Origin of the sequence: Parasphingorhabdus sp., assembly GCF_036568145.1 — a bacterium.
Classification (GTDB): domain Bacteria; phylum Pseudomonadota; class Alphaproteobacteria; order Sphingomonadales; family Sphingomonadaceae; genus Parasphingorhabdus.
On record NZ_DATCTC010000032.1, the window covers coordinates 35,406 to 61,258 of the forward strand.

The 25,853-nt window shown below is 54.0% G+C and carries 23 protein-coding genes; 13 read left to right on the forward strand and 10 right to left on the reverse strand.

The genetic code is table 11. The annotated features are described in order from the left end of the window. The 5 genes from VIN76_RS13310 to VIN76_RS13330 are packed head-to-tail and all read left to right on the forward strand — an operon-like array spanning position 1 to position 6,277. Positions 1-1,707, forward strand: coding sequence for a class I adenylate-forming enzyme family protein (locus tag VIN76_RS13310; RefSeq protein ID WP_332042353.1), 1,707 nt, complete (start codon positions 1-3; stop codon positions 1,705-1,707). A gap of 1 nt (position 1,708) precedes the next feature. Further along, positions 1,709-2,941 carry an acetyl-CoA acetyltransferase gene (locus tag VIN76_RS13315; RefSeq protein ID WP_332042354.1) on the forward strand — a complete coding sequence of 411 codons (1,233 nt, stop codon included), beginning with the start codon at positions 1,709-1,711 and terminating at the stop codon, positions 2,939-2,941. A gap of 4 nt (positions 2,942-2,945) precedes the next feature. After that, on the forward strand, positions 2,946-4,106 hold the full coding sequence (locus VIN76_RS13320) for an acetyl-CoA C-acyltransferase (RefSeq protein WP_332042355.1): 1,161 nt from the start codon (positions 2,946-2,948) through the stop codon (positions 4,104-4,106). Positions 4,107-4,116: 10 nt separating this feature from the next. After that, the gene (gene paaN, locus VIN76_RS13325; RefSeq protein ID WP_332042356.1) at positions 4,117-5,835 is read left to right on the forward strand and encodes a phenylacetic acid degradation protein PaaN; all 1,719 of its coding nucleotides are present in this window, start codon (positions 4,117-4,119) and stop codon (positions 5,833-5,835) included. Continuing rightward, a complete protein-coding gene (locus tag VIN76_RS13330; protein ID WP_332042357.1) occupies positions 5,825-6,277 on the forward strand; it encodes a lipocalin-like domain-containing protein in 453 nt (150 codons plus the stop codon). The genes paaN and VIN76_RS13330 overlap by 11 nt, the downstream gene beginning before the upstream one ends. On the opposite strand, the gene VIN76_RS13335 is transcribed toward VIN76_RS13330, so the two are convergent. Next, on the reverse strand, positions 6,271-6,777 hold the full coding sequence (locus tag VIN76_RS13335) for a DUF3237 domain-containing protein (protein ID WP_332042358.1): 507 nt from the start codon (positions 6,775-6,777) through the stop codon (positions 6,271-6,273). The two genes, VIN76_RS13330 and VIN76_RS13335, sit on opposite strands and share 7 nt — an antisense overlap. A 139-nt stretch (positions 6,778-6,916) precedes the next feature. Between VIN76_RS13335 and VIN76_RS13340 the strand changes: the two genes are divergently transcribed. The 6 genes from VIN76_RS13340 (at position 6,917) to VIN76_RS13365 (ending at position 13,185) form a co-directional block, all read left to right on the forward strand. Then, complete coding sequence (locus VIN76_RS13340) at positions 6,917-9,151, forward strand: TonB-dependent receptor (RefSeq protein ID WP_332042359.1); 2,235 nt, start codon at positions 6,917-6,919, stop codon at positions 9,149-9,151. Between the two features lie 123 nt (positions 9,152-9,274). Next, on the forward strand, positions 9,275-9,985 hold the full coding sequence (locus tag VIN76_RS13345; RefSeq protein WP_332042360.1) for a glutathione binding-like protein: 711 nt from the start codon (positions 9,275-9,277) through the stop codon (positions 9,983-9,985). A gap of 82 nt (positions 9,986-10,067) precedes the next feature. Beyond that, the gene (locus tag VIN76_RS13350; protein ID WP_332042361.1) at positions 10,068-11,357 is read left to right on the forward strand and encodes an MFS transporter; all 1,290 of its coding nucleotides are present in this window, start codon (positions 10,068-10,070) and stop codon (positions 11,355-11,357) included. 48 nt (positions 11,358-11,405) lie between these two features. Further along, a complete protein-coding gene (locus VIN76_RS13355; protein ID WP_332042362.1) occupies positions 11,406-11,795 on the forward strand; it encodes a nuclear transport factor 2 family protein in 390 nt (129 codons plus the stop codon). A gap of 10 nt (positions 11,796-11,805) precedes the next feature. Beyond that, complete coding sequence (locus VIN76_RS13360; protein WP_332042363.1) at positions 11,806-12,462, forward strand: carboxymuconolactone decarboxylase family protein; 657 nt, start codon at positions 11,806-11,808, stop codon at positions 12,460-12,462. Positions 12,463-12,591: 129 nt separating this feature from the next. Continuing rightward, positions 12,592-13,185, forward strand: a complete 594-nt coding sequence (locus VIN76_RS13365; RefSeq protein WP_332042364.1) for a VOC family protein — start codon at positions 12,592-12,594, stop codon at positions 13,183-13,185. Positions 13,186-13,203: 18 nt separating this feature from the next. Here VIN76_RS13365 and VIN76_RS13370 read toward each other — a convergent pair whose 3' ends face one another. Together VIN76_RS13370 and VIN76_RS13375 are read right to left on the reverse strand one after the other, a co-directional pair. Then, the gene (locus tag VIN76_RS13370) at positions 13,204-15,246 is read right to left on the reverse strand and encodes a DUF3857 domain-containing protein (RefSeq protein WP_332042365.1); all 2,043 of its coding nucleotides are present in this window, start codon (positions 15,244-15,246) and stop codon (positions 13,204-13,206) included. 176 nt (positions 15,247-15,422) lie between these two features. Then, the gene (locus tag VIN76_RS13375) at positions 15,423-16,274 is read right to left on the reverse strand and encodes a hypothetical protein (RefSeq protein WP_332042366.1); all 852 of its coding nucleotides are present in this window, start codon (positions 16,272-16,274) and stop codon (positions 15,423-15,425) included. Positions 16,275-16,757: 483 nt separating this feature from the next. Between VIN76_RS13375 and VIN76_RS13380 the strand changes: the two genes are divergently transcribed. After that, positions 16,758-17,810, forward strand: coding sequence for a uroporphyrinogen decarboxylase family protein (locus VIN76_RS13380; RefSeq protein WP_332042367.1), 1,053 nt, complete (start codon positions 16,758-16,760; stop codon positions 17,808-17,810). A 56-nt stretch (positions 17,811-17,866) separates the two neighbouring features. On the opposite strand, the gene VIN76_RS13385 is transcribed toward VIN76_RS13380, so the two are convergent. From VIN76_RS13385 to VIN76_RS13410, 6 genes are read right to left on the reverse strand one after another with little or no spacing between them, the layout of a single operon-like run. Continuing rightward, complete coding sequence (locus VIN76_RS13385; protein WP_332042368.1) at positions 17,867-18,559, reverse strand: alpha/beta fold hydrolase; 693 nt, start codon at positions 18,557-18,559, stop codon at positions 17,867-17,869. Next, a complete protein-coding gene (locus VIN76_RS13390; protein ID WP_332042369.1) occupies positions 18,559-19,479 on the reverse strand; it encodes a 2-hydroxyacid dehydrogenase in 921 nt (306 codons plus the stop codon). The genes VIN76_RS13385 and VIN76_RS13390 overlap by 1 nt, the downstream gene beginning before the upstream one ends. Further along, positions 19,476-20,774: a phosphopyruvate hydratase gene (gene eno / locus VIN76_RS13395; protein WP_332042370.1), complete on the reverse strand. Its 1,299-nt coding sequence runs from the start codon at positions 20,772-20,774 to the stop codon at positions 19,476-19,478. Before eno ends, VIN76_RS13390 begins: the two co-directional genes overlap by 4 nt. Then, the gene (locus tag VIN76_RS13400) at positions 20,771-21,754 is read right to left on the reverse strand and encodes an aminoglycoside phosphotransferase family protein (protein ID WP_332042371.1); all 984 of its coding nucleotides are present in this window, start codon (positions 21,752-21,754) and stop codon (positions 20,771-20,773) included. Before VIN76_RS13400 ends, eno begins: the two co-directional genes overlap by 4 nt. Continuing rightward, on the reverse strand, positions 21,754-22,881 hold the full coding sequence (locus VIN76_RS13405) for an alpha/beta hydrolase (RefSeq protein ID WP_332042372.1): 1,128 nt from the start codon (positions 22,879-22,881) through the stop codon (positions 21,754-21,756). The genes VIN76_RS13400 and VIN76_RS13405 overlap by 1 nt, the downstream gene beginning before the upstream one ends. A 42-nt stretch (positions 22,882-22,923) precedes the next feature. Beyond that, positions 22,924-24,570, reverse strand: a complete 1,647-nt coding sequence (locus VIN76_RS13410) for a long-chain-fatty-acid--CoA ligase (RefSeq protein WP_332042373.1) — start codon at positions 24,568-24,570, stop codon at positions 22,924-22,926. Between the two features lie 212 nt (positions 24,571-24,782). Between VIN76_RS13410 and VIN76_RS13415 the strand changes: the two genes are divergently transcribed. Continuing rightward, entirely contained in the window at positions 24,783-25,229 is a 447-nt protein-coding gene (locus VIN76_RS13415) for a MarR family winged helix-turn-helix transcriptional regulator (RefSeq protein WP_332042374.1), read from the forward strand. Between the two features lie 22 nt (positions 25,230-25,251). Here VIN76_RS13415 and VIN76_RS13420 read toward each other — a convergent pair whose 3' ends face one another. After that, positions 25,252-25,827: an NAD(P)H-dependent oxidoreductase gene (locus tag VIN76_RS13420; protein WP_332042375.1), complete on the reverse strand. Its 576-nt coding sequence runs from the start codon at positions 25,825-25,827 to the stop codon at positions 25,252-25,254. Positions 25,828-25,853 lie beyond the last annotated feature (26 nt).

The following is a 25,853-nucleotide window of genomic DNA, read 5'->3' on the forward strand; positions in this document are numbered from 1 at the left end:
ATGATTGCTGCAGGGGAGGAAAAACGCAAAAAATACAGAGCGAGCGGTTGGTGGGGAGATCAGACGCTAAGCGATATGTTCCTGGCTAATGCCAAGGCGTATCCGGAACGTATCGCATTAGTTGACGCACCCAATCGAGAAAGCTTTGCATTCGGCAAACAGCGCCGCCTAAGCTACGCCGAGCTCAAATCCGAAGTTGATAGATTGTCCTGCATACTTCTGGACGCCGGGGTTGGCAAAGATGATGTAATATTGGCGCAGCTTCCGAATATCAGCGAGTTTGTGGCACTTTATTTCGCGGTGGCACAAATTGGCGCAGTCATAAGTCCGACAGCGGTGCAATACCGAAGCCATGAGCTAAAGAGCCTTATCGATATCGTCGAGCCCAAGGCTTTTGTCTGTGCTACCAGAGTCAAAGGCTGCGATCATGTCGGAGTGGCACAATCCTTAATCGGAGATTCTGTCCGGTTGATGACATTCGGACCCGACGCGCCTGCCGGAGCGGTTGATCTTTCCGATCCGGCAAATAATATAAGCGCCGACTTAGTGAAGCTACATGATCATGTAGCCGCCAATCCTGTCAATGCAGACGATATTTTCACAATATGCTGGACTTCCGGCACAACGGGCACTCCCAAGGGCGTACCGCGCAGCCACAACCATTGGGCCGCTGTTGCGGCCGCCGGCTATGAGGCACTGAAGGTTGACCAGGGCGACATTTTACTGAACCCCTTCCCACTGATTAATATGGCCAGTATCGGCGGGATAACCATGTGCTGGCTCACGATCGCGGGGACAATGGTGTTGCATCACCCCTTTGGCCCCGCAGTGTTTCTACACCAGATTAATACGGAACGTCCTAACCTGACCATCGCCCCGCCTGCGGTGTTGAATATGCTCGTTCAAAACGAAGCACTTCTTGCCACTGTTGACCTGTCGTGCCTGCGTGTTATCGCCTCTGGCTCTGCCCCGCTCGCCCCTGCCATGGTGCGCGCGTTTCAGGAGAAATTTGGCATAATCATCGTCAATGTCTTCGGATCCAACGAAGGCATGAGCTTTATCACTGGCGAAGCTGACGCACCCGACCCTGAACAGCGTGCCTGCCTGTTTCCCCGAAACAAACCATATCAATCTCCCTTTGGCACGGGCCGCTCAATCAATATCGAAAGCCGCCTGATATCACAGGCAGATGGCTCGGTGATTGAGGAAAGCGACATCGGCGGCGAGCTACAAATCCGCGGACCGTCTCTGTTCGAAGGCTATTACCGTTCCCCCGAACAGACCGAAGAAGCCTTCACCCAAGACGGTTGGTATTGCACCGGTGATTTGTTTGAAATTGCCGAAAATGGCTCATTTTACCGTTTCATTGGCCGGTGCAAGGACCTGATCATCCGCGGGGGCATGAATATTTCGCCTGAAGAAATAGACCAGTTGCTCGAAGGTCATCCCGCACTCGCCGAAGTATCAGCATTCTCTCTGCCGGACCCGACATTGGGGGAACGGGTGGGCCTCGCCTACGTGCCGCGTGGAGATCATGATGTTTCTCTGGACGACATTAGCGAATATCTTGGAGCCAAGGATTTCGCCATATTCAAACACCCTGAACGGCTGGTCCGTTTTGACAGCCTGCCCCGCAACGTAACCAACAAGGTCATGCGCAGCGAGGTGAGGGATAGGGCTCTGGCCATGATAGAGAAAGGAAGCTGATATGCCGAGCGAGGTTTATATCCTGGGCGGTGCGCAAACCGATTTTGCGCGAAATATAGAGCGCGAAGGCGGCGGCATGTTCGAACTGTTCCGCGATGTTGCCGAAGCCGCCTTTCCCGCCACTCAAATTGAACCGAAAGAGGTCGAAGTCGCCCATGTCGGCAATTTCGTCGGCGATCTTTTTGCCGGACAAGGGCATCTTGGCGGATTTTTCGGACATGTGCATCCTGATCTTGCGGGGATTCCTGCGTCACGACACGAAGCGGCCTGCGCATCGGGCTCCATTGCCATACTTGCCGCAGCCGCAGAAATCGAAGCTGAACGCTATGGCCTTGCTTTGGTACTCGGTATCGAATTGATGCGAAATGTGCCCGGACAAAAAGCTGCCGAATATCTGGGTGCCGCCGCGTGGACGGGCCGCGAGGCACAAGAGGCGCGGTACGTTTGGCCTTATATGTTTTCGCAGGTTGCCAGTGAGTATGAAGAACGCTTCGGATTGGACCGGGCACATTTACGCGCGATTTCTGAGAATAATTTTGCGAATGCAAAGCGCAATCCAAATTCACAGACACGTAGCTGGACGCTTGGCCCTGAGAATTTTTCAGAAAGTGACGACGAAGCCAATCCTCCGATCGAAGGCAGCCTTCGCAAATCAGATTGCGGTCAGGTTACTGACGGAGCGGCTGCGATCTTTCTGGCTTCACGGGAAGTAGCAGAAAATTATGCCAAAAGTCGCGGGATCCCGATGGAAACCATTCCGCGTATCAAGGGGTGGGGCCATTCGACAGCGCCCCTGCTCTATTCAGCCAAGGTCAAGGCTAGTCGCGGAGAGCCATATATCTTTCCCAGTGTGCGCAAGGCGATGGCCGATGCGCTAACCCGTGCAGAGATGCCAGATATCTACGCTTGCGACGGGGTTGAAGTGCACGACTGTTTTTCCATCACCGAATATATGGCGATTGACCATTTCGGTATCACGCCCCCCGGTGAAAGCTGGCGAGCGATCGAAGACGGCACGATAAAGCTAGGCGGAAAGCTGCCGGTTAATCCGTCCGGTGGACTGATCGGCCTTGGCCACCCCGTTGGCGCGACAGGCGTACGTATGATGCTCGATTCCTGGCGGCAGGTAACTGGAAATGCCGGTGATTATCAGGTTGAAGGCGCTAAAAACATGGCCAGTTTCAATGTAGGTGGTAGCGCGACAACCTCTGTCAGCTTTGTGGTTGGTGTCTGATATCATGCCCGAAGCCTTCATCTACGATGCAGTACGCACGCCGCGCGGCAAAGCAAAAGCCGATGGAGGTTTAGCAGCATTGACGCCGCAGGAGCTCGTAAAACAACAACTCGCTGCGCTGGAAAGCCGCTGCACCGGGTCAACGGATCAGGCCGATATGCTTATCCTGGGCTGTGTCGGACAGGTCGACGATCAAGGCGGAAATATCGCGCTGGTTTCCAAACTGCACGCGGGTCTGCATGATGACTGCGCAGCCTATAGCATCAATAATTATTGCGCATCCGGTCTATCCGCCATCGGAATGGCGGCGGCCTCAGTAGCATCCGGACAGACGAAGCTGGTTTTGGCCGGCGGCGTCGAATGCATGAGCCGCGTGCCGTTCATGGGCGACAATGCAAGCTATTATACGGATACAGGCTTGCCGGTTCGCAGCCTCTATATCCCCGTGGTGCTGGCCGCTGACCGGCTTATTGGTAACGAAGGGATTAGCCGCGCCGAACTTGATGCCGTGACCCTCTCCTCGCAACAGAAGGCTGCAGCAACGGAAAATAATTCCGCGCTGCAACGCTCACGCATAGCCACAGGTGGCCTTGACGCCGAAGAGTGCATCAGGCCGCTAACAAACGCAGCTTCACTCGCCGCGATGCCGCCCGCTTTTGGTGGATTGCAGAAACAATATGCGACAGCATTAGAGGGCAAGCCATTCACACCGCACCTGACACTTGGTCATGCTCCGCCCGTATGTGACGGGGCTGGAATGGCAATTGTCGGTGGCGGCAACCTTGGCATGACGCCACGTGCCCGCATCCTTGGCTTTGCAGAAACCGGCGGTGATCCTGCAGCTTCTCTGACTGCCGGTTATAGCGCGATGGACAAGGTCTTGGCCACAACCGGCCTTACATTGGCAGACATGGACCGTATTGAATTTATGGAAGCTTTTGCCGTCACTATTGCCAAATTCATGCGTGATCGCAAAGCCGATCCGGAACGTGTGAATGTCTCTGGCGGGCATATTGCCAAGGGCCATCCGATGGGCGCAAGCGGCGCTATTCTTGTGTCCACTCTGCTCGATAACCTTGACGTTTGCGATGGCACGCTTGGACTCGTGGTGATGAGCGGCGCGTCGGGTGTCGGCACCGCGATGATAGTTGAACGCGTTAATTGAGCAGGAAATAATGATGGAAAAGCTAAGCGACCTTATCGAACGACATACATCTACGCTGAATGCCGCCATTGATGCTGTTAATACACGCAAAAGCTGGAGCCCGTTTCACAACTCCCCCAGTGCGCGCTTTCATACCCCTGGTGCACCCGAAGCTGGAAAGGCGGCATTTGAAGCACAGCTTGGTAAGTCATTCGATCTGGATCAACCCGGCATATCCAGTCGCACCGGTTCTGAAATCTCTCCGTTCACACGGCAACCGCTCGGCATTGATTATCCCGTAAGTGAACCGTCTGCCCTGATTTACGCAGCGCAAGAGGCAATGGTGCAGTGGCGCAAAACCGATCCCGACACGAGGATTGCGCTCTGTCTGGAAATGGCGGAGCAACTTTACGCACGCAATTTTGAAATGGCGCATAGCGTTATGCATGTCGCAGGACAAAGCTACACACAGGCATTTAGCGGCAGCGGTCCCAATGCACTGGACCGCGGGATTGAAGCGCTTGCCTATGCCGCAAAGGCAATGCGCGACGTATTACCCAACGCCCGCTGGGACAGTATATTCGGGAAGGAGAATGTCTCGCTCGACAAATATTACACTCTGGTCCCGCGCGGTATCGGGTTTGTTATCTGCTGCGCATCGTTTCCGACGTGGAATGCCTACCCGGCAATGTTTGCGAACCTGGCTACGGGTAACCCGGTCATTGTCAAACCTCATCCTATCTCCATCCTGCCGATGGCTATCGTGGTGCAGCAATGTCGTAGAGTATTGGAACAATATGGTTTTGACCCCAATCTTGTATCGCTCGCGGTGGACTCAATGGAGACGCCGATTGCCCAGCGCTACATTGACGATCCGGCGGTGCAGATTGTCGATTTCACCGGCAGCCCGCGTTATGGCAGCCATCTGGAGGCCACCGTCACCGGAAAGCTGCTGTTTACAGAAACGGCCGGCATCAACTCGGTGGTTCTGGAATCGTGCGAGGACCTGACCGCGACGGCAACCGCCATTGCGCGGGCCACTTGCCTGTTCTCCGCGCAGATGTGCACTAGTCCGCAAAATATCTATGTTCCGGCTGGCGGAATCAAGACCGGTTCAGGGCACGTCTCTTTTGATGATGTTGCCGCCGCATTGGTTGCGGCCATTGATGCTATTGCCGATAATCCGGCATCGGCGGCTGGTATCATGGGCGCTGTCCAGGCCGAACCAAGCTGCGCCATTGTACGCGATATTGCCAAACGCGCCGCGCAGAATCGGAACGCACGGATATTGCGGGAGCCGTCCAGCTATCCTCATCCTGATTTCCCCGATGCGCGCACGATGACGCCGCTGGTTATCGCCCTGCCCGCTGACAATGCCGCGCTTTATGCCGAGGAACATTTCGGGCCGGTGATGTTCATTATTGCAGCATCCGATGGCGATGCAGCCATTGCCGAAGCAACAACACTAGCGCAACAGCACGGAGCGATTTCCTCCTATCTCTATTCCATGGATGAGGCGTTTATCGACCGTTCGCTTGATGCCTATGCCCAGGCGGGAATGAACCTGTCGATCAATCTCCACGGAGCGATGTGGGCCAATTTCGCAGCGGCTTATAGTGATTATCACGTATCTGGCCTCAATCCGGCGGGCAACGCCTGCCTTGCCGACCTCGCCTTTGTCGCGGGCCGGTTCCGCATCGTCCAGCACCGCCGCCCGGCGCGCACAAAGGTCCAAAGCCATGCCGCATAATCGCAGCGACTTTATCGGCGCGTGGAGCCTTGTCGACTGGCGGATCGAATATTCCGACGGCAACGTGACCCGCCCGTTCGGAGAAGGCGCCCACGGTTATATTGTCTATTCACAGGACGGCACAATGACCGCCAGCATAGCCAAAAACACACGTCCCGCCTTCGGCCTCACCAACGCCCGTAACGCCAGTGTGCAGCAGAAATCCGCCGCTTTCGACAGCTATTTCCACTATGCCGGTCCGTGGAAGATTGACGGCGAAGAAGTGGTCCACACTGTCACCATGTCGCTAAACCCCGATATGACCGGAACCCAGCAACGCCGCGTCGCCCGGTTCAGCGGTAATGACGAACTGACGCTTTCCGCACTTGAAGCCACAAAGAGCGGCGGCGAACGTCACCATATCCTGCAATGGCGGAAGATCCCCTCTCTATCATCTCAGTGAATCTCGTGAATGATATGGCGGACACCAAAATCGGTACGTTCACCAACACCCACGGCCAGCACACCGTTCAGCCAGCCATATTTTTCGCTCGCCGTTTCGAACACCGGCGCGATACGTAGATAATAACGGGCCGGATCGACATAGGGCTTTGCCAGATCGCCAAAATCGGCGCGGACATCATCGGGGATGACGCTGCGTCCGTTATAGGTCAGGTAAATCAGGTCGCCGTCATCCGTTTCCCACACCGCCCGCGCATCAAAAGTGCCTGCGGAAGCACCGCTGCCCAGTCGTCCGCTGCGCGACCAGTTACCACCGCCCGGCAGGATTTTCCCACTAAGGCGCGGTCCGGAAATGCGCCCGCCGGTGATATATCCCATTCGTTGATCCCCGAAGGGCGACTGACCGATCCCGACAAGGCCACCTGCGACTTCAAATTCCGCCGTGCATAAATATGTGCTTGATAAGTCCGGCAGCTGACCTGCCACATTGTCGTGAGTCATATTTGCGAATCCTCCACTTGAAAACTATAGACAATCATAGAACGATTAGTATACTAAGGGTCAAGTAGATTGACGGATCATTTGTGATCAAGGGCAACCCCTCGCAAACCGTCATAATAAAAATAATCAAGGAGGATATATGAAAGCGCGAAATCAGACATTACTCACGGGTGCAGCTATCGCTGCTATAATGGCATCAGCTATGCCAGCAATGGCGCAAGTAACTGAGGATACGGCAGCGTCTGACGAGACTAGCACTAACGAAATCGTTGTTACCGCGCAAAAGCGCGAACAGAATCTTCAGGATGTTCCGATTTCGATGGAAGTCGTCAGCGGTCAGAAGCTCGCCGATTTCAACGCTAACGACATTAAATCGGTGATGAACTATACGCCAAACGTCTTCGTGCAATCGACGGCGGGCAATGATGTCATTTATATCCGCGGATTCGGTTCCCCGCCAGCAAACTTCGCGTTTGATCAGTCGGTCTCGCTCTATGTAGACGGTGTCTATGCCGGACGTTCGCGTCAGGCACAGGCTCCCTTTTTCGACCTTGAACGCGTAGAAGTATTGCGCGGTCCGCAGGGCGCATTGTTCGGCAAGAACACCGCCGCCGGTGCTGTCAGCGTGGTATCAGCCGGTCCAACCGACACACCCGAAGGCGCTTTCACCGCGCTTTATAATTTCGACCATAAAGGCATCGATATTTCGGGCTATGTGTCCGGTCCAATCACCGATACACTCAGCGCGCGTCTGGCTTATAAAGTCGTCAAGCAGGACGGCTATATCTATAACCGCGCGACCGATCATGATGATCCGGAAACAAAACAGCAGCTTGTCCGCGGGACGCTCAAATGGGAGCCTTCGGATAGTTTCGACTTCACGACAAAGGTTGAATATGCAAATCGCGATGTCGTTGGCGGCATAACGGTTTCCAACCCGGTCGATAGTGAGCAAGACCCCCGGACAGACCGCTATCTGGAACGGTCGGAACTGGGTGATGAGGGCAACCGCGTCGAATCGGTCATGGTATCGGGAACCGCGAATATCGCGCTTGGTGATTATACTTTAACTTCGGTTACCGGCTATTCATGGTTCAAATCCAAAATCGTCAACGGCTTTGACCAGACGATCCCCGGCACCGGCGGCGCGTTTACCAACAATTCGGTTTATAACGCCTTTCCCGAACGGTTCGACCAGTTTTCGCAGGAACTGCGCATCCTATCGCCAACCGGACGGACCTTTGAATTTGTCGCAGGGTTATATTACGACCATTCCAACTATCGCCTCGACCAGCTTCAGGGTTTCAACATCCTCGATCTGGGCGGAGCCCCCTATTTTGGCCGTATCGACAGCCGCTTTAACCAGAAGTCCGAATCCTATTCGGTCTTTGGTCAGGGCACGCTGAACGTCAATGACAGCCTGCGCGTCATCGGTAGCCTGCGTTACACGCATACTGACAAAGAAGCCGATTTTGCATCGCGTCTTGTATATGGTCCCTTCCCTATTCGCCCGATCTCAAGCGCAGTCGGCTCGCTTAGCGAAGGCAATGTGGACCCGTCGGCTACGATCCAATATGACATCGCACCGCGCATCATGGTTTATGCAACTTATGGACGTGGTTCCAAATCAGGTGGCTTTGTCAGTAACTCTCTGGGCACAGTTGACGAGACATTTGCTTTCGATGCGGAAAAATCCCGCAACTACGAGGTTGGCCTGAAATCAACTTTGTTCGATGGCAAGGTTATCGCCAACGTTTCGGCCTATGATACAAAGTTCAAGGATTTGCAGGTTTCGGTCTATCAACCGGAAGTTTCACAATATCTGACCGGTAACGCTGCCAGCGCTACCTCGAAAGGTATCGAGGCTTCGCTCAGCCTGTTCCTGTCACCCTATTTCGACATTACCGCGTCGGGGGCATATCAGGACTTGAAATATGACGACTTTCCGGGTGCGGCATGTTTGGCCTCGCAGCCGGATACGTGTGACCCGGCCACCAACAATCTGGCCGGTTACCGTCCTGTGCTTGCGTCTAAATTTACAGGCAGCGTGACCGCTCATACCGGGTTCGACATTTCGGAGGATTTGAAATTCGATATTACCGGGATCGCATCGGGGCGTTCGAAATTTTATAACGCGGATGATCAGGATCCAAGGTTCGGTATCCAAAAGGGTTATGTGAAGCTCGACCTGCGTGTACAGCTCGCCGATCAGGATGATCGCTGGCACATCGCATTGGTCGGCAAAAACCTGACCAACGAGCTAACCACCGGAAGCGTGTTCAGGTTGCCCAACCCTATCACCGAAGTAACGCGGGCCATAATGTATCTTGAACCGACCCGTAATATTTCATTAGAGGCCGGATTCAAATTCTAGGCCAAGAGGTCTGATGATGACCCAAGCAGCGACCGCAGCTAATGTTATCCCGACACGGGAAACGGCGGCTGCGGTCGTTTCTGTTCATGCCTGTGCCAATATGCTCACCTGAAAGAACTCCCCATGATCGAAGTCTATTTTACCCCTACGCCCAACGGCCATAAAGTGTCGATCATGCTGGAAGAAATCGGCCTTCCGCACCATTTGATCGCGATGGATGTACTAAAGGGAGATCACCTGACCGCTGATTTTCGCCTTATCAATCCGAACGGGCGCTTACCGGCTATTGTCGACCATAAGCCGATTGGCGGTGGCGCGCCGTTGGCGGTTTTTGAATCGGGCGCGATCCTGCTTTATCTTGCGGAAAAAAGTGGCCAGTTGCTGTCCAACGATCCCCGCCGCCGCAGCCAGGCCCAGCAATGGTTGATGTGGCAGATGGCAAGTTTCGGACCGATGCAGGGACAGGCTCATCATTTCATCCGCTATGCTCCAGAGGGTCAAACCTATCCGGTCGATCGCTATCGTAATGAAACGGTCCGGTTGCTCAATGTCCTGAACGGACGACTAAGCGAAGCGGACTATCTGGCCGAGGAATATTCCATCGCCGATATTGCCGCCTGGCCATGGGCACGTGCCATTAGCGCGATCGGGCTGTCGCTGGATGATTATCCCGCGGTTCATCGTTGGTTCGAAGCTATTGCAAAGAGGCCTGCTGTCATCAGAGGAACTGACGTAAAAAATGCAACCAACCTGTCAAGCGCGCGGCCCGTACTTTCCGAAGAACAATGGTCGAACCTGTTTGGAAAGAATATGCTCGATGCCCCGACACGATAGCGGCTATCGTAAAGCAGATTGACAGATAAGCTTAAATAGCTAAGTATTATATACATACAATAAATCGTCGATCAGGAGAGATATGTCGCAAACCACCGCCCTACAGGGAGCTCCATCCGACAGTGTATCGGCTCTGCGGCGCAATGTTGCGCTCGGCATGTTATTTCTTGTCGGCACGATTAACTTCGTTGACCGCCAGCTCTTGTCGGTTCTGGTCGAGCCTATTCGGGCCGAAATGCAGTTTAGCGACACCCAGTTCGGACTGCTCACCGGCATGGCCTTTGCGCTGTTTTATGCTGCTATGGGTGTTCCCGTTGCGATGATTGCCGACCGCTGGAATCGCGTAAAACTGATCGGTATTGCGTGTGTTGTATGGAGCGGTTTTACCGCTGCATGCGGGCTGGTTTCAAATTTCTGGCAACTCGCTGTGATGCGCTTTGGTGTCGGCGCGGGGGAAGCTGGTGGCACTGCGCCTTCGCTGTCCCTGATCGCCGATTATTATCCGCCTGACCGCAGGCCGCTGGCGATTGGGTTGTTCACACTTAACGGCCCGTTCGGTGTCTTTGTCGGCGCGGCATTTGGCGGCTGGGCGGCGGCCAATATCGGCTGGCGCGGCGCATTCATAACTATCGGATTGGTGGGTATCCTTGTTGCACCGCTGCTCATCTGGCTTGTGCGCGAACCGGCGAGAGGGCTAATGGATACGCACAAACCTGCCGATGAAGCCGTGCCCTTTAGCCAAAGTCTGTCCATGTTTATCCGCCGGCCGTCGCTGCGCATGGTGATGATCGCCAGCGGGCTTGCCGCCTTTGTCAGTTATGGCATGCTCAACTGGATCCCCGCATTTTTGATGAGAACACAGGGGATGCCATTGTCGGCGATGGCGACGTGGTTTGCCCCTGCTGCTGGTATTACCTTTGGCGTTGGAATATTGGGTGGCGGGTGGCTGGTCAGCCGCGCCGCACGCAGCTCTGCGAAAGCCTATGGCACTATACCCGCAATCGCGACCGCCGTGCTGGTTCCCACCTTTATTGCTGCGCTGCTTGTGGACAGTTGGCAAATATCACTGGCGCTTATGCTGATCCCCATGGCAGCTTGCACCGCCTATGTCGCACCTGCGCTGGCACTGGTTCAAAACCTGACTCCGCCGCGTTCGCGTGCCACGGCTGCGGCGGTTCTGATGCTGATGTTCAACATTGTCGGCCTTGGCCTTGGTCCCTTGTTCGTAGGGATGGTTAGCGATGCGCTAAAGCCCGCTTATGCCGACGAAAGTCTGCGCTGGGCCCTGATGACACTTATACCCGTCGCGATTGCAGCGGGGATAGCACAGTTCGCAATGACGCGGCATCTGGAGAATGATTTCTCGGAATGAGGGAGTCCAATGGGCCGCATGTTTGATGTAAGAATATAAGGAGAGGTTATGACGAAAGATGATGATATTCGGGCGTTGGCAAAGCAATTTTTCGATGCGATTGAACAGGGCGATATTGAGACGATGCAAAGCAGCTTCGCGCCCGATGCCCAAATCTGGCACAATACCGACGAATTGATCGTTACCGTGGAGCAGACCGTTCAAACGCTGACCGCCATGGTCTCCCGGATCAAGAACCGCCGCTATGCCGACCGCCAACTGACCGTCTTTCCCGGCGGATTTGTTCAGCAGCATGTTGTAACCGGCCAGCGCGTCCATGACGATGTGGATGTTCGTTTGCCTTGCGCAATCATCTGCAAGGTTGAAAATGGAAAAATCACGCGGCTCGATGAATATTTTGATTCAGCCCATGTCGCTGCATTCCGCAAATATGCCTAAGGAGTAAACTATGCCAATATTGCGTCAGGTCCCACGATCCGAAGTTACCGATGAAACCGTACTTGCCTATTATGACCGCCTATTCGGAGACCGTGATCCGGTTGCCGAGCCGGGGACTGCAACCGGCACACCTGGCGACTGGTGGACGGTATTTGCGCTTGCGCCGGACATTTTCAAACATGCCGTGGACGGGTTTGCTGTCTATCGTCACCCGGCTCGGAAAATTGACCCCGTGCTGCGTGAACTCGGCCAGACGCGTGCAGGCTGGGTAAAGGGCAGCCAGTTTGTCTTTTCACAGCATTGCAAATCGCTCCGCGGACTAGGCGTAAGCGAGGAAAAGATTGCGGCAGTTCCCCATTGGACAGTCGCCAATTGCTATAATGAACAGGAACGCGCCGTGCTGGCCTATGCCGACTGTCTCACACAGGCTAATGGACGTGTGCCGACAGAAATTTTCGACAAGCTCAAGACTTTCTGGGATGACGAACAGATATTTGAATTTACCTACATCACCTGCCTTTACGATATGCACGCCGTCATCACGCGCGCATTGAAAATGGAATATGATGACCGTGAAGAGCCTATTGTAGAGGTTGCAGCGCCCGAAGGCTTTAATGCCGCCGACTTCCTTAGCGCCCCCAAACCAAAGGATGCACCAAAGGAATAAGCCGGTTCAGGCTTGACCTGCCAATAACCGTCAACCTGTTTGACGATTATTGGCAGGTCTGCTAAAAGAACAGCCAAAGGGGTCGGCAGTAATTTCCCACTCAGGACGAGAAAATAACGGAGATGGATAATGGTAGAGAAAAATAAAGAATTTGAATTTTGCGGCGTCAACCACCTCGCACTGGTTTGCAAAGATATGGCAAAAACGGTTGAGTTTTATCGTGACATATTGGGAATGCCGCTCATCAAGACACTCGACCTTCCCGGTGGACGCGGCCAGCACTTCTTTTTCGATATTGGTAATGGCGACAGCTTGGCCTTTTTCTGGTTTCCCGAAGCACCGGAGGCCGTACCCGGCATCTCGGCCCCCGAGGCATTGCCGACAAAGGGCAACTTCATGTCAGCACACGGATCAATGAACCATATCGCGATCAATATCCCGGCCGAGCGATTTGACGAATATTATGACCGGCTGGTTGCCAAGGGCGTCGAAGTCACCAAGAAACTGAACCACGACAACTCACCCGCCCAGGCTTCCGAAGAAATGCACGACGGTGTCTATGTCCGCTCTGTCTATTTCTTTGATCCCGACGGTGTATGCCTTGAATTTGCAGCGTGGACACATGTGTTCGACGAAAAAGACGTCGCGCACGATCCCGTTCAGGCCGATGGCACCAAGCGCGAAGGTCTTGTCACGGGACGAACCGCTGTTCCTGCAGAATAAACGGTATTCTCAACCTCTTTAAGACCCGGCCGCTGCGTCGGGTCTTGAAAGACATGCGTCACTATTCCTCGCCCAGTCCATCTCATACGTAGCGGGCACCTTCTTTCCGCTACCCGTCGTATTGCTTCCATCGCTGGGATCATAGAAAATCCATGCCATGCTATTATCGAATGAGGAAATTCGGTCATTGTCGCGCTTTGCGAGTAACGCGTCGATTTCTCGCTGCTCGGTGCGAGAGCCTCTGATCATGCGAATAGAACCATCACGAAGATCGAAAGCTCGATAATAAGTTCGACCAAATATGCGTGTATTATACCCCGGTTTGAACGACCATTGGCTTGGCCGGGTTTCAGTGGGCAGCCGAACCGTCGTTACATAGCAACTAAATTCAGGTTCATTATAATAGGGTAGATACTGATCCTGTTGTGCTGCTCTGATCCGTTTGGGGGGCGAGCTAACGCCGCCACCGGGAAGGGCAAATGATCTGGCTCCGTTGCCGTCATCGTCCCAGTCGACCATTCCGGTGCCACTTACCATCAACACGCTTGCTTGCGCTTTTTGATCATATCTCCATTGAACATCGTCAATTGTTTGCCATGTGTCGCCGATCGACTGCTGACGAAAAGCACTAAGCAATTGTGCCGGGGCTACTGCGGAGAATTGGGCTTGTTGCGCCAGCCCGTCGATACCACGGGTAATCACTGTGCGCGTTTTCCGTGCTGGCTGATTGAAGCCAGCACGCGCATCGATTTCGAACAAAGTGGTTATATCGGGCTGCTTGGCGGGGTGCCATTCAAGACGCTCTATCGAGCTGCCTTCTGCCCTGAGCGGCAAAATCCAGCGATAAGGTAAAACCGGTTCAGAAACTGGTGGAGCGACCGGGGGTAATGTGCCGTCCAGATAGTAAAGCTTGCCACCGATCCGCGCCCTTACAAGAACGTGATCAAACATTTCCGGGCTAGGAAGCCTCTGGTCGAGACCATCGTCACCACCGGAATTATTTGCCATCACAGCTTCTGCTTCGATACCTAGCTCGGCAAGCAATCCTAACAGTAAAACAGTCTTGCCCTTACAATCGCCATATCGGCGCTGCCATGTTTCTTCCGATGTAGCGGGGGTCAGGTTTCCACCGTCAAGACCAATATATATGTATCGTACATCCTGCTGAACGAGCTTGAGTGCAGCGCTCGCGCGATCAAACTCGTTGTCATGTGTAGCGGCTATGCGCTTGACCTCTTGCTTCAGCGATGAAGTGTCAGAGATGCTTGCTGCATTGCTATACAGTTCAGCAAATTTCCGTGAGATGGTCGTCCAATCTGAAAAGTCACTATACTCGACGATACGTTGCCAATTATAGCGAGGTGGCGCGTCCTTTGGCGGGATCAAATGGGACGGGTTATCTAAATGGAACTCAATTGTTCGCTCACCTTTTATGGCGACAGCCGCCATATCATCGGTCATCTTTATAATAGGCTTTTGACCTTCAATCCAGTTCAATCCCAAGCGGAACCGGCCCTGAGGTACATTAGGTTCAAGAAGGAGCACACCTGCGTCCGTGTTCCCCAAAGTGGGGTCATTAACACGAATTGTGTAGGCGAATTCCAGTTCATCTCCTACGCGCAAGTCAGGAACCCGGCTCACTGCTGTCAGAGTACCGTCGAGTATTGCAGCTTCCAACTGGCCTTCCTGTCGCAATATTTCGAAAGATGCGCTCGGGAATATGTCAATCACTTCACCATCACGGTGCACTTTGATCGCATGTACTGTAGGTGCGCCAGACGCCGGATTCCAGGAAATAGACAGATTGCCAATTTGTAAAGCGTTGGGATGGGTGATTTTCATCCGGTAGCCACTATAATATTGCTGTCCTTGCTCGTCGAGATGGACAAGAAAATCGCTCCTTCGCACAAATACCAGCCCGCTGACGTCTGCTGGTACTGCCATGAGTTCGGATGGAACCACCCAATCCGGTTCCGCGCCGCGCTGCACCTGGTCGTTTTTCGCATAGGCTGATCCGTGGATCAGTATTGACGCTATGAATATTGAATATTTAAACCGCATTTTGCCCCCCAGTTCTTGCGGTATAATGATTGAAGCTGTGGTATTTACAAGTGGTAATGAAAAAAGTCCCTGCTCGTTTACTACCTTAAGCGCGGCGCGTAATTTTGGAATTTGTCGGCCTCACTCCAGCCCGTCGTGTCGATAATTACATGGTCACGCGAGTAGTTCTCCCAGTCTTACACTCCGATAATCTCCCCTATGGACACCGCAGCATCTTGCTCCGGTCGTGAGAGGTAGAATTCAGCAATCAAATGGCCGTTCTCTTCTCCCTTCGTATGAAGGCCTTGTGCTGCAAGCTTGTCCAGCACACCTTCCTGTTCGGCATGGGAAACGAAAGCGCGTTGCACGAACGGTTCGCAATCAAGTTTTTCCGTGACATAGCCGTGAGTGGCCAGTTCCTGCGCTATGGGTTCGAACGAAAACATGCGTAGCACGAAATTCGCCAGCCATGGTTTCTGGCCCTGTGTCACGACGGGCATCAGTTTTGAAAAGCTGGTTTCAGTAACATAGCCAACACAGCCCGTAGATATGATTATATCGACCGGTTGCAACATATCGCTCGCTGCTTCGGGCAGAGGCCCCCTCTCCAGGTCAAGCGCAAGCCCCTCATCGAGCAGACCGGCATTTTTAGCATAGTCGATTGCTGGCATCGAAGAGTCCAAACCAACGATAGTGGTCGAACTGGCCGTGGGGAGCTCTTCAAAGAAGAGGCGATCGGCGTCGATCACCTGTTCAGGCGTGGCATGGTCCAAAAGCGGGTCGGTCCAGTGTTCATAAAGATCATCCATATCGAGATCATGTTTTAGCAAAGCCGCGTTAACACCATAGGAACAACCCAGATCCAATGCGCAAACCGGCTCATTCTTGCGGTCTTCGAGATGATGGATCAACGAATCGAAGACGGGTTTGGCGCGATCAGGAATCTTGTAATCGACCTTGCCAAGCTCGCGGAAATAACTGCGCGGATCGGGCCTGCCATAGATATGGGTCATATCGGCCTTCACTGCGTTGATATCGACGTGCAACATAACATCTCCTTGGGAAACGAGGGGTTGAACTATGGTGTCGTCGCATTGCATTGCCCCAACGACTAACAGGATCCTGCGGCACGGCCGCGCTGCGCAATAGCGCAATGGGCTCCGAACATAGCGATCAGATCGAAGCTGTGATCCTAAGCAAACTGCTTCAAGGCAAATATTGGAACAGCCCGTTAACGGACAATGCCAACATCATGTCTAAGTGTAGCTATTACCGCGAGAAATGGCAACATAAGCGACCGCTTGCCTGATCGGGCCGTACTTACAAGTTCGATGCCCCCTTGGTGGTCACGGCCTTGCCACTAAAACGCACACATTTCGCAGTTTTGCAGTTTACCTCATGGATTGCGCGAGCAGTATGTCGAGAAAACCTGCACTTTCCTGAACTTTATAGGTGCCTGAGCTACCAATATACTTGCATTAGATAGAATACTAAGCAATTACTTAGCTGGTTAATTTTTTGAGGAGATTATCTTGCTCAACCATCCTGTTTTGCCAACCACTATCGTTGGCAGCTACCCCCAGCCCGATTGGCTGATTGATCGCGAACGCCTGAACCACAGTCTGCCGCCTCGTGTCCGTGCCGAAACATTATGGCGCATTCCTGAACCTTGGCTCGGCGAAGCCCAGGAAGCGGCAACGCTCATGGCAATCCGCGATCAAGAAGAGGTCGGCATCGACATTATCGGCGACGGAGAGATGCGCCGAGAGAGCTATTCAAACCGCTTGGCGACCGCATTATCGGGTATCGATAGCGAGAAACATGGCACGGCCATTGATCGCACTGGAAAGGCCAATCCGGTGCCGCTCGTTTCCGGACCGATCCGCCGTCTTGCACCAATCGAAGCGCAGGATGCTGCCTTCCTACGCCGCCACACAAAACGCCCGGTAAAACTGACCCTGCCCGGCCCGTTCACCATGACACAGCAAGCCGAAAACGGCTATTATCCGGATGGCCGCGCGATGGCGATGGATTATGCCGATGCGGTCAATGCCGAGATTAAGGATCTGTTCGCCGCTGGTGTCGATGTCGTGCAGCTTGATGAACCCTATCTTCAGGCGCGCGCGGATGAAGCGCAATATTACGCCATCGAAGCCATTAACCGCGCGCTGGACGGCGTTGAGGGGACAACGGCGCTCCACATCTGTTTCGGTTATGCCATGGTCCATCACGGCGCGGGGTCGACCAAACCAAAGCCAAAGGCGTATGACTTCCTTGCCGAACTTGACGCGTCGGCAATCGACGTCATCTCTGTCGAGGCTGCCCAGCCAAAGCTAGACCCCGCGATCCTCGCCGAATTGCCCAGCAAAACGATCATGTATGGTGTACTCGACCTGTCCACGCCGGAAGTCGAAACACCGGAGATCGTCGCTGACCGCATCCGCGAGGCGCTTCGCTATGTCGATGCAAAACGGCTATGGATCGCGCCCGATTGCGGGATGAAATATCATAGCCGTCATCATTCGCTGGAAAAGCTGAAAGCCATGGTTGACGGTGCAGCGATTGTGCGGGCGGAGCTTAAATAGGCGGCCAAATCGCCATTTCTGTTAGCACGGAAATGGCGATATACTACGCCCCCTACTCACCCATCAATAAACTCCGTAAGGCACGGCACAACCACTTCCGGCATTTCAATCGTAGTCAAATGACCCGCTCCCGCAATGACCTCAAGCCGTGCATGGGGAATGCCCTGCAATATCTCGTCATGGTTCGCGCGGGTGGTAATTCCGTCCTGATCGCCCCAGACGAGCAACGTCGGGACGGTTATTTCATGCAGTGTCGGCCGGCTATCGCTGCGCGCCATAATCGCGCGCTGTTGCCGCAGGAATGTCTCCGCGCCGGTATCCGCCGCCATCCGCCGTGCGATGTTGAGCAGACGTTCATCGCGCCGCTTGGCTTCGGGGAATAAGATCGGGATGCGTTCCTCGACCACTTGATTGAACTGGCCGCTCTCGACCAGTTCAATATATCCCTGCCGTCGCGCAGTTTGTGCGGGACCATCGGCGGAGGCCAGCGTCGAAAGCAGCACCAGTTTTGCCACGCGTTCGGATGCACGGCGCATCACGTCAAATGCCACAAAACCGCCCATCGCATGACCGATCAGGATGAATTTTTCGGGCGCATTATCAAGCAGGTTCTGCGCCATTTCCCCGATTGTTTCGCCGTGCTGGTTATCGGCAATAATCAACTCGCGGTCGCTCCACGCGTCACGCAATGGCTGCCATACTTCATCGGTGAGAAGCTGGCCGGTGATGAGTACGATAGGAAGAGACATTAAATCACCTGATGCAAGAGGGGTTCACCAGCCGTAAGGCGGCTGCAGTTTTCATACGCAACCTTTAAGCTGCGAGAAAGCGTCTCGGGGGTCAGCCATGCGATATGCGGCGCGAGCACGGCATTCGGCAAGTCAAGCAGCGGGTTTGACTGCGACAAGGGTTCGTTTGCAAACACATCAAGCCCCGCACCGCGCAAATGCCCGGACGAAAGTGCCTCGACCAGCCTTGCCTCGTCAACCAGCTCCCCGCGCGCCGTGTTCACCAGAACCGCGCCCGGCTTCATAGTCAATGGATCAATGACCCCGCGCGTCTCTTCGGTCAGCGGGATATGCAGCGACACAATATCGCATTCGGCAACAAGACGGTCGAGCGGCCAATAATCATAATCCACATCATGCTGACTGCGCGCGGTATAGACAATTTTTGCGCCCAGCGCCTCTAGCACCGGCGCCAATCGCTGGGTCGAATTACCAAAACCAACCAGGCCGATTGTGCGTCCTGCAATTTCACCGACATAATCCAGTTCAGACGGGTCGGCAGTCCAGCCCTTCCCCTTCCGTGTTCGCGCATCAAAAAAGCAGGTGCGGCGCAATACCGCCATCATCAGCGAAAGCGCCATTTCTGCCACCGCCTGACTATTTGTTCCAGGCATATTGCAAACGGCGACATCATTGTCGCGAGCCGCGTCAAGCGCGATAGTATTGACGCCAACGCCCAGCTTCTGAATCAGTTTGAGATTGGGGGCAGAGGCGATAAATTCTCTCGTTACCGGCGTCAGCACATGGAGCAGTGCGGTGATTTCCCCCGCGACTTTATCCAGTGGTTCCGCTTCATCAACATGCGTCACAACACCGGGACCAAAGACTGCATCCACTTCAGCGCGAAAGCCGGGACTTGGACGAGCGTGCAGAACAATCATGTCAAGGTCTCCGCAATTGGAGCCGCAAAGGCCGACGCACCTGCGAACACAGCGTCACTACTCATTGCCTCTTCGATACGCAGCATCTCGTTCCATTTTGCCATGCGTTCAGAACGTGTGAAGCTGCCGACCTTTAACTGTCCTGCATTCCAGCCAGTCGCCAGATGGGCGATGGTGACATCCTCGCTCTCCCCCGACCGGGCCGAGACTATCGCGCCCCATCCGCGAGTGACTGCCGCGTCCAGTGCAGCCTTCGCCTCGGTCACTGTGCCGACCTGGTTGACCTTTATCAGCGCGGCGTTACAGGCGCCGGCATCATGCGCGTCTGCAACCCGCTTTGCGTTGGTCACGAGCACATCGTCGCCGATAATCTGTACATGGTCACCCACCGCAGTCGTGACCGCCGCCATCGTTTCCCAGTCATCCTGGCCGGCTGGATCCTCGACCGACAATATCGGGTATCGCTTGGTCCATTCGATGATCCGCGCGCCCATTTCTTCTCCCGACAAGCGGCGCTCATCAAGCGCGAGATTATAGCCGGACGCATCGCCCAGTTCATTCGCCGCAATGTCTAATGAGATAAACACATCTTCACCCGCACGGTGTCCGCTCGTCTCTATCGCACGGGTCAGCGTATCGAGCGCATCCTCGTTTGAGGTGAAATTGGGCCACCAGCCGCCTTCATCCGCAACGCCGGTCAACGGACCTTTTTCCTCCATCAACCGCCCCGCAGCACGGTAAACATCATCAGTAATTTCAAGCGCGCGGCGAAAGCTGCCTGCTTTTGGACACATGATCATAAAATCCTGGACATCGGTGCGCCGACCAGCATGAGCGCCACCGCCGAAAATTTGTATTTCAGGCAGCGGTATCCGCACCGCCTTACCCCCTGAAATGTAGCGCCAGAGCGGCTCACGGGAATCCGCGGCAGCCGCATGTAGGACCGCCATCGACACCGCCACCACTGCATTGGCCCCCAGCCGTGCCTTGTTAAGCGTGCCGTCCAGATTGATCAGCGCAGCATCAATCGCACTCTGTTCACGCGCATCCATGCCTTCTAACAACGGAGCGATTTCAACCCCGATTGCAGAGACAGCGCTTGCAACACCGTACCCACCAAATGCTTCACCCCCGTCACGCAGGTCAACCGCTTCATGGGCACCGCGTGACGCACCGGCGGGTGCAATAGCACGGCCAACCGCTCCAGATTCTAGAACTACCTCAGCCTCCACCGTGGGCCGCCCGCGCGAGTCCCAAAGCTGGCGTCCAGTAATAGAAGCGATACGTGAAGTCATGCAAAAGTCCTTTTCCATTGGGTAACAAGATCATCGATGGGCAAGGCATCGAGGATCAACGCGCGTGCCTGCGACCGCACGATATTCTGGTGATCGGGCTCGGTCAGATATGGCGCTGGCGATTTGCCCTCCATCCGCGCAAGGAGCAATGCGCCAGTAAGCCGTCCGGCGCGCAGCAGCAGTTCGTTCGGGGCCTCCCAATCAATTGCCGCACGATAGGAATCGACCATTGCAACGGCGGCTTGTTGCAACCGCTCGTCATCCAGCCACACGGCCTTCAACAATAAATGGGTCGTGCAAAACGCAAGGTCGAACGCCGGATCGCCATACACCGCACATTCGGCATCAATGAATACCGGGCTACCGCTTCTGACTAGGATATTCTTCGGGCTGACATCGCCATGCACCAGTGCGATTTTACGCACCATCAGATCGTCGGCAAGTGCCCGCAGCGCGGGTGCCAGTTCAGCCTCCTGCTCCGCCACATAGAGTAGGAACGGATCGACGCGCAACGCACGAAACATTTCATCATTGGAGAAAGCATTGCGGTCAGCATCACTATTCGCAGTAGCCGTATGAACCGCAGCAATATTTCGGCCCACCTGCGCCGCAAAGTCGATGTCCACGCGTCCTGCGACCAGTTCATCTTTCCAAACCGGGCAATCGGGCAAAAACTCCATCGCAAAGGCATGACCAGCGCCTAGTTCAGCAAGAACTTTCGGAGCAATATCAGGGTTAACTTCGCGAGCACGCTGAAGCCAGCGCACCTCGCTTGCACCCCTTTCAACCGGAGCGGTCCATTCAGCGGCGACGCGCAATTGCGCTAGCGGGCGCTTTACCACAATCGGCCCCGTCGGTGTCTCTAGCCGCCATACATCGCATGACACTCCTCCAGTCAGCGGTTCAAGGACCGGATCATCCGCGCCAATCAAATCGGCATCACGCAATGCCTGAACAATTTCATCGTCGCCAGATGGCATCAGAGCTTTTCCTTGATCCAGCTACCAACCAGATCGGCTGCATCCTGACGCTCCTTGATAGAATCTTCAAAATAATGCGCGCCGGGGATTAGCTCAAGCTGCTTGTCCGTGCTGCCGAGGAAGTCAAAAATCTTGCGCGCATCGCTTGGGAATACGCCGGTATCCGCCAATCCCTGCACAACCAGTGCAGGCGTATCATGTTTGGCGAGATGCGGCTTGCCCTGACATGGTGAGGTCTCAAGGCTCCACATATTGAGCCAGGTCTTTATGCTATTTGCGCGGCCAATGCTGGGGCTGCGGTTGGCGATGGCCGGATCACCACGATAACACCAATTCGGCTTGCGGTCCGACGGATCAATTGTGGGATCAACGCAGCGAATATCACCCCAACATCGGAACATGGGAAAAATCCGGTCGGGAATATCCGCATCGTTCAGGCGTTTTAACTCAGCCTTTGCCCAATCGGTAATCCGCTGGTTACGTGCCCGTTGCGCAGCGCGATACTTCGCAATGAAATCGTCTGAATATGGCGGGCCATTATCGGGGTTAAAAGGGTCGAGCGCCGGGTCGGTGGCTACCGGATCATTTTCGTCTGTGACCGATGCATCCATCCAGTCGGTAAGTACTTCGGGGCGCCCCTGGTGCGCGTTGAACGAAATATAAAGGTCGCCTTTAATTAACGAAGCCAAGGCATCTTGTCCGACAGATGGCAAACGGTCGGTCAGGCTCGGCGCAATTGCTTCTGCCTGATAGGCACCCATTAGCGATCCACCGCCTGAATTGCCCAATATCACAATTTGCTCTACGCCCGCTTCTTCTTTTAGCCAGCGCATCCCGACACCAATATCGAGAACGGCATGCTCCAATAAAAACTGATCTTCTACCCCGCGATAGCGTGTATTCCAGCCCAGAAATCCAAAGCCCTGCCGTTCAAAATAGGGGGCGATATAGTGTTCGGAAAAATCGACATTATAATGGGTGGCGATGATCGCAACCTTTGGGCGTTTGCCGCTTTCGGTCCAGTAAATGCCCTGACAAGGATGGCCGCCCGCCTGAATACGCGGTGCAGTGGGCGAAACCCGCCCGATAAATTGCGCATCCAATCCTTGGGTTCCATTGGCGTCCATGTATATGTCTCCTGATATTGATTATTTTGCTAAATAAATTGGTCAGCGGGTAACTTCGAATGGAAGCGAATATCCTTTCAACCCTGCCCTGATCGCAAGCTTGTCAATTTTTCCGGTCGGTCCTATCGGAATTTCATCGACGAATATTATATCGTCCGGCATCCACCATTTAGCGATTTTACCTTCAAGATATTCCCTTATGTCCGCTGCATCGGCCCGCCCGCCGCTTTTCAACTGGCACAGCAAGACAGGGCGCTCGTCCCATTTGGGATGCACAACCCCAACGACAGCCGCTATCGCCACAGCATCATGTCCCATGGCGATATTTTCTATCTCGATAGAGCTGATCCATTCGCCTCCGGATTTTACTACATCCTTGGCACGGTCGGTTATCTGCATATAACCTTCACTGTCGATCGTGGAGACATCACCTGTATCGAAAAACCCGTCTTCATCGAGCACGTTTCCACCTTCACCGCCAAAATAGGCGCGCGCAATCGTCGGCCCCTTTATCATCAACCGCCCCGGTGTTTTGCCATCATGGGGCAAATGGTTCCCTTCATCGTCAACCAGCTTCATTTCAAGACCGCAAAGCAGCCGTCCTTGCTTAAGCTTGTAAGCCATTTGCTCATTATCAGATTTTGCAGCAACCGACGCATTAGGTACAGAGACGGTGCCTAGCGGAGAAGTCTCGGTCATCCCCCAACCCTGGACAACATCTACGCCATAATCGTCCCGGAAAGCCCGGATGATCGATTCAGGACATGCCGAACCGCCGATAGTGACGCGTTCCAATGTTGTGAAATGCTTGTCATTCCCCTGCATATATTCAAGCAGCATTTGCCAGACAGTCGGGACAGCGGCCGAATAGGTGACGCCCTCTTCCTCAATCAGGTTATAAATCGATTCGCCGTCCATGCGTTGCCCTGGCAAGACAAGCTTCGCGCCGACAGCAGGCGCGGAATACACGACGCCCCATGCATTAGCATGATACATTGGCACCACTAACAAAACCGTATCTCGCGACGAAAGGGCCAGCGCATCGCTCTGCAATGTCATGAGCGCGTGGATATAGTTCGAACGGTGTGAATAAAGTACACCTTTCGGATTGCCAGTGGTTCCCGACGTATAACAAAGCCCGCACGCGCTTTTCTCGTCAAAGCCGCCCCATTCATATTCCGCTGGTTGATCGCCGATCCAATTGTCAAATGCTATGGCTTCAAAGCTGGTTTTTGGCATATTTTCACGAGCGCAGAAGAAAATCACCTGTTCAATTGCAGGTATTTGTTCCAGCAACTGTCCGACAAGTTCAGCCGTAGAAGGATCAGCAATCAGTAGCTTGCTACCGCCATGCTTTGCGATATAGCTGATCTGCTCAGCGAACAGGCGCGGATTAAGTGTATGGAGCACGGCTCCCATCCCCGCTGCACCATACCATGCCGCAAGATGCCGTGCGCTGTTCCAGCCCATAGTAGCAATACGGTCGCCCGGCTTAATCCCGGCGGCACAAAGCGCGTTCGATACCCGCTTGGCATTCCTATGGACACTTGCATAATCGGTGCGCGTTACGTTGCCATCTGCATCGCGAGAGATGATTTCCCGTCCACCGTGCCAATGTGCAGCATGGCCTATGATACGGTCGACAGTCAGTTCGACCTCTTGCATCAGTCCATCCATTTTCTTGCTCATTCCTCTCCGAACGCTATTTTTGAGTCGTTTATCTTCCTGCGACACCGATCCATTATGGTTGCAAAGCAAGTTTATGAACACGACCTTTTCGTAAAAGATAGTATCCTAAGTGTTTTTTATTTGCAACGTCGTATTGCTTTCACCGCTTGCCCGCTTCACATAGTTTCCAGAAATTTATCATAGAAATATGCGAAGAAAGGCGGACACCGCCTATGAAGAAAAACCAATTGATCATCGCGTTGTTTCAACGCTTCTGCTGGATGGACGAAGGCCTCCAGTCCCGGCTTCATGAACGCGGCTGGCCCGATGTTAGCCGTTCACAATCAATGGTCATGACCAATATTGTCAGTGGTATCGTGCGGCCATCGGATATTGCCCGCAACATCGGCATTTCGCGGCAAGCCATACACAGTACGATCAATCAGATGGAAAAGCTTGGCATTCTCCAGCTCAAAGTCGACCCGAAGGATCGTCGGCACGTCATCCTTGAACTGACAGAAACCGGAAAGCAGATGCGACGCGATGCGCAGCTGGCAATGGACAGCTTAACCACGCAAATTTCCAATATTCTCGGTCAGGAAAAATTCGATGCGATGCTCGATGCGCTGGACTCAGATTGGGGTGATAATATCAATCATGATATCAAACGAAACGCCTAGACAAATTATCCGAACTTAGCTCTCAATCGGCTAGTGCAGCCGCGACTTTAACCAATCGCTGTGTCGTAATATCGATCAGCGATGTCACCATCCCATCCTTCAACCCACCATCACCGTCAAAGGCAGCATGAGCCGCAGGAACCGAAACCTGATCGGGAATGACGATCATCTGGACCGTAGTCAAAATCTGACGTAAATGCATAAGACCGCGCAGACCGCCGAACGGGCTCAGCGATGCTGACATTATAGCGGCGACTTTACCGCGATAGGCCGTTAGCGCAACTAGCCCTTCATCCCCTGTTGGCCGCGAGGCCCAATCGATCGCATTTTTGAGCAATGGCGGAATCGAGCCATTATATTCCGGTGAAACGACCAGTAATCCGTCCTGTTCAATCAATATCTGTTTGAGGCGGAGCGCATCGGGTGGAAAATTATTGGCCTCCAACTCAGCGGAGTAGATCGGCAAATCAAACGACGCCAAGTCAATCTCTGTGACCTTCGCACCATGTGCCTTTAATTGAGACAGTGCCAGATCCGCCAGCATTTGGTTGAACGATCCTTCGCGAACGCTTCCGGCGATTACAGCGATTTTTGTCATTATTACTTCTACCAACCTTTCGCGTT

Excerpts from the sequence above, each read along its gene's own strand:
- VIN76_RS13365 (WP_332042364.1), top strand. The coding sequence starts at position 12,592 with ATGGTAGAGAAAAATAAAGAATTTGAATTTTGCGGCGTCAACCACCTC.
- VIN76_RS13315 (WP_332042354.1), top strand. The coding sequence starts at position 1,709 with ATGCCGAGCGAGGTTTATATCCTGGGCGGTGCGCAAACCGATTTTGCG.
- VIN76_RS13350 (WP_332042361.1), top strand. The coding sequence starts at position 10,068 with ATGTCGCAAACCACCGCCCTACAGGGAGCTCCATCCGACAGTGTATCG.
- VIN76_RS13410 (WP_332042373.1), bottom strand. The coding sequence starts at position 24,570 with ATGAGCAAGAAAATGGATGGACTGATGCAAGAGGTCGAACTGACTGTC.
- VIN76_RS13340 (WP_332042359.1), top strand. The coding sequence starts at position 6,917 with ATGAAAGCGCGAAATCAGACATTACTCACGGGTGCAGCTATCGCTGCT.
- VIN76_RS13415 (WP_332042374.1), top strand. The coding sequence starts at position 24,783 with ATGAAGAAAAACCAATTGATCATCGCGTTGTTTCAACGCTTCTGCTGG.
- VIN76_RS13420 (WP_332042375.1), bottom strand. The coding sequence starts at position 25,827 with ATGACAAAAATCGCTGTAATCGCCGGAAGCGTTCGCGAAGGATCGTTC.
- VIN76_RS13375 (WP_332042366.1), bottom strand. The coding sequence starts at position 16,274 with ATGTTGCACGTCGATATCAACGCAGTGAAGGCCGATATGACCCATATC.
- VIN76_RS13405 (WP_332042372.1), bottom strand. The coding sequence starts at position 22,881 with ATGGACGCCAATGGAACCCAAGGATTGGATGCGCAATTTATCGGGCGG.
- VIN76_RS13360 (WP_332042363.1), top strand. The coding sequence starts at position 11,806 with ATGCCAATATTGCGTCAGGTCCCACGATCCGAAGTTACCGATGAAACC.
- VIN76_RS13355 (WP_332042362.1), top strand. The coding sequence starts at position 11,406 with ATGACGAAAGATGATGATATTCGGGCGTTGGCAAAGCAATTTTTCGAT.
- VIN76_RS13320 (WP_332042355.1), top strand. The coding sequence starts at position 2,946 with ATGCCCGAAGCCTTCATCTACGATGCAGTACGCACGCCGCGCGGCAAA.
- VIN76_RS13335 (WP_332042358.1), bottom strand. The coding sequence starts at position 6,777 with ATGACTCACGACAATGTGGCAGGTCAGCTGCCGGACTTATCAAGCACA.
- paaN (WP_332042356.1), top strand. The coding sequence starts at position 4,117 with ATGATGGAAAAGCTAAGCGACCTTATCGAACGACATACATCTACGCTG.
- VIN76_RS13370 (WP_332042365.1), bottom strand. The coding sequence starts at position 15,246 with ATGCGGTTTAAATATTCAATATTCATAGCGTCAATACTGATCCACGGA.
- VIN76_RS13390 (WP_332042369.1), bottom strand. The coding sequence starts at position 19,479 with ATGATTGTTCTGCACGCTCGTCCAAGTCCCGGCTTTCGCGCTGAAGTG.
- VIN76_RS13330 (WP_332042357.1), top strand. The coding sequence starts at position 5,825 with ATGCCGCATAATCGCAGCGACTTTATCGGCGCGTGGAGCCTTGTCGAC.
- VIN76_RS13310 (WP_332042353.1), top strand. The coding sequence starts at position 1 with ATGATTGCTGCAGGGGAGGAAAAACGCAAAAAATACAGAGCGAGCGGT.
- VIN76_RS13385 (WP_332042368.1), bottom strand. The coding sequence starts at position 18,559 with ATGTCTCTTCCTATCGTACTCATCACCGGCCAGCTTCTCACCGATGAA.
- VIN76_RS13400 (WP_332042371.1), bottom strand. The coding sequence starts at position 21,754 with ATGCCATCTGGCGACGATGAAATTGTTCAGGCATTGCGTGATGCCGAT.
- VIN76_RS13345 (WP_332042360.1), top strand. The coding sequence starts at position 9,275 with ATGATCGAAGTCTATTTTACCCCTACGCCCAACGGCCATAAAGTGTCG.
- eno (WP_332042370.1), bottom strand. The coding sequence starts at position 20,774 with ATGACTTCACGTATCGCTTCTATTACTGGACGCCAGCTTTGGGACTCG.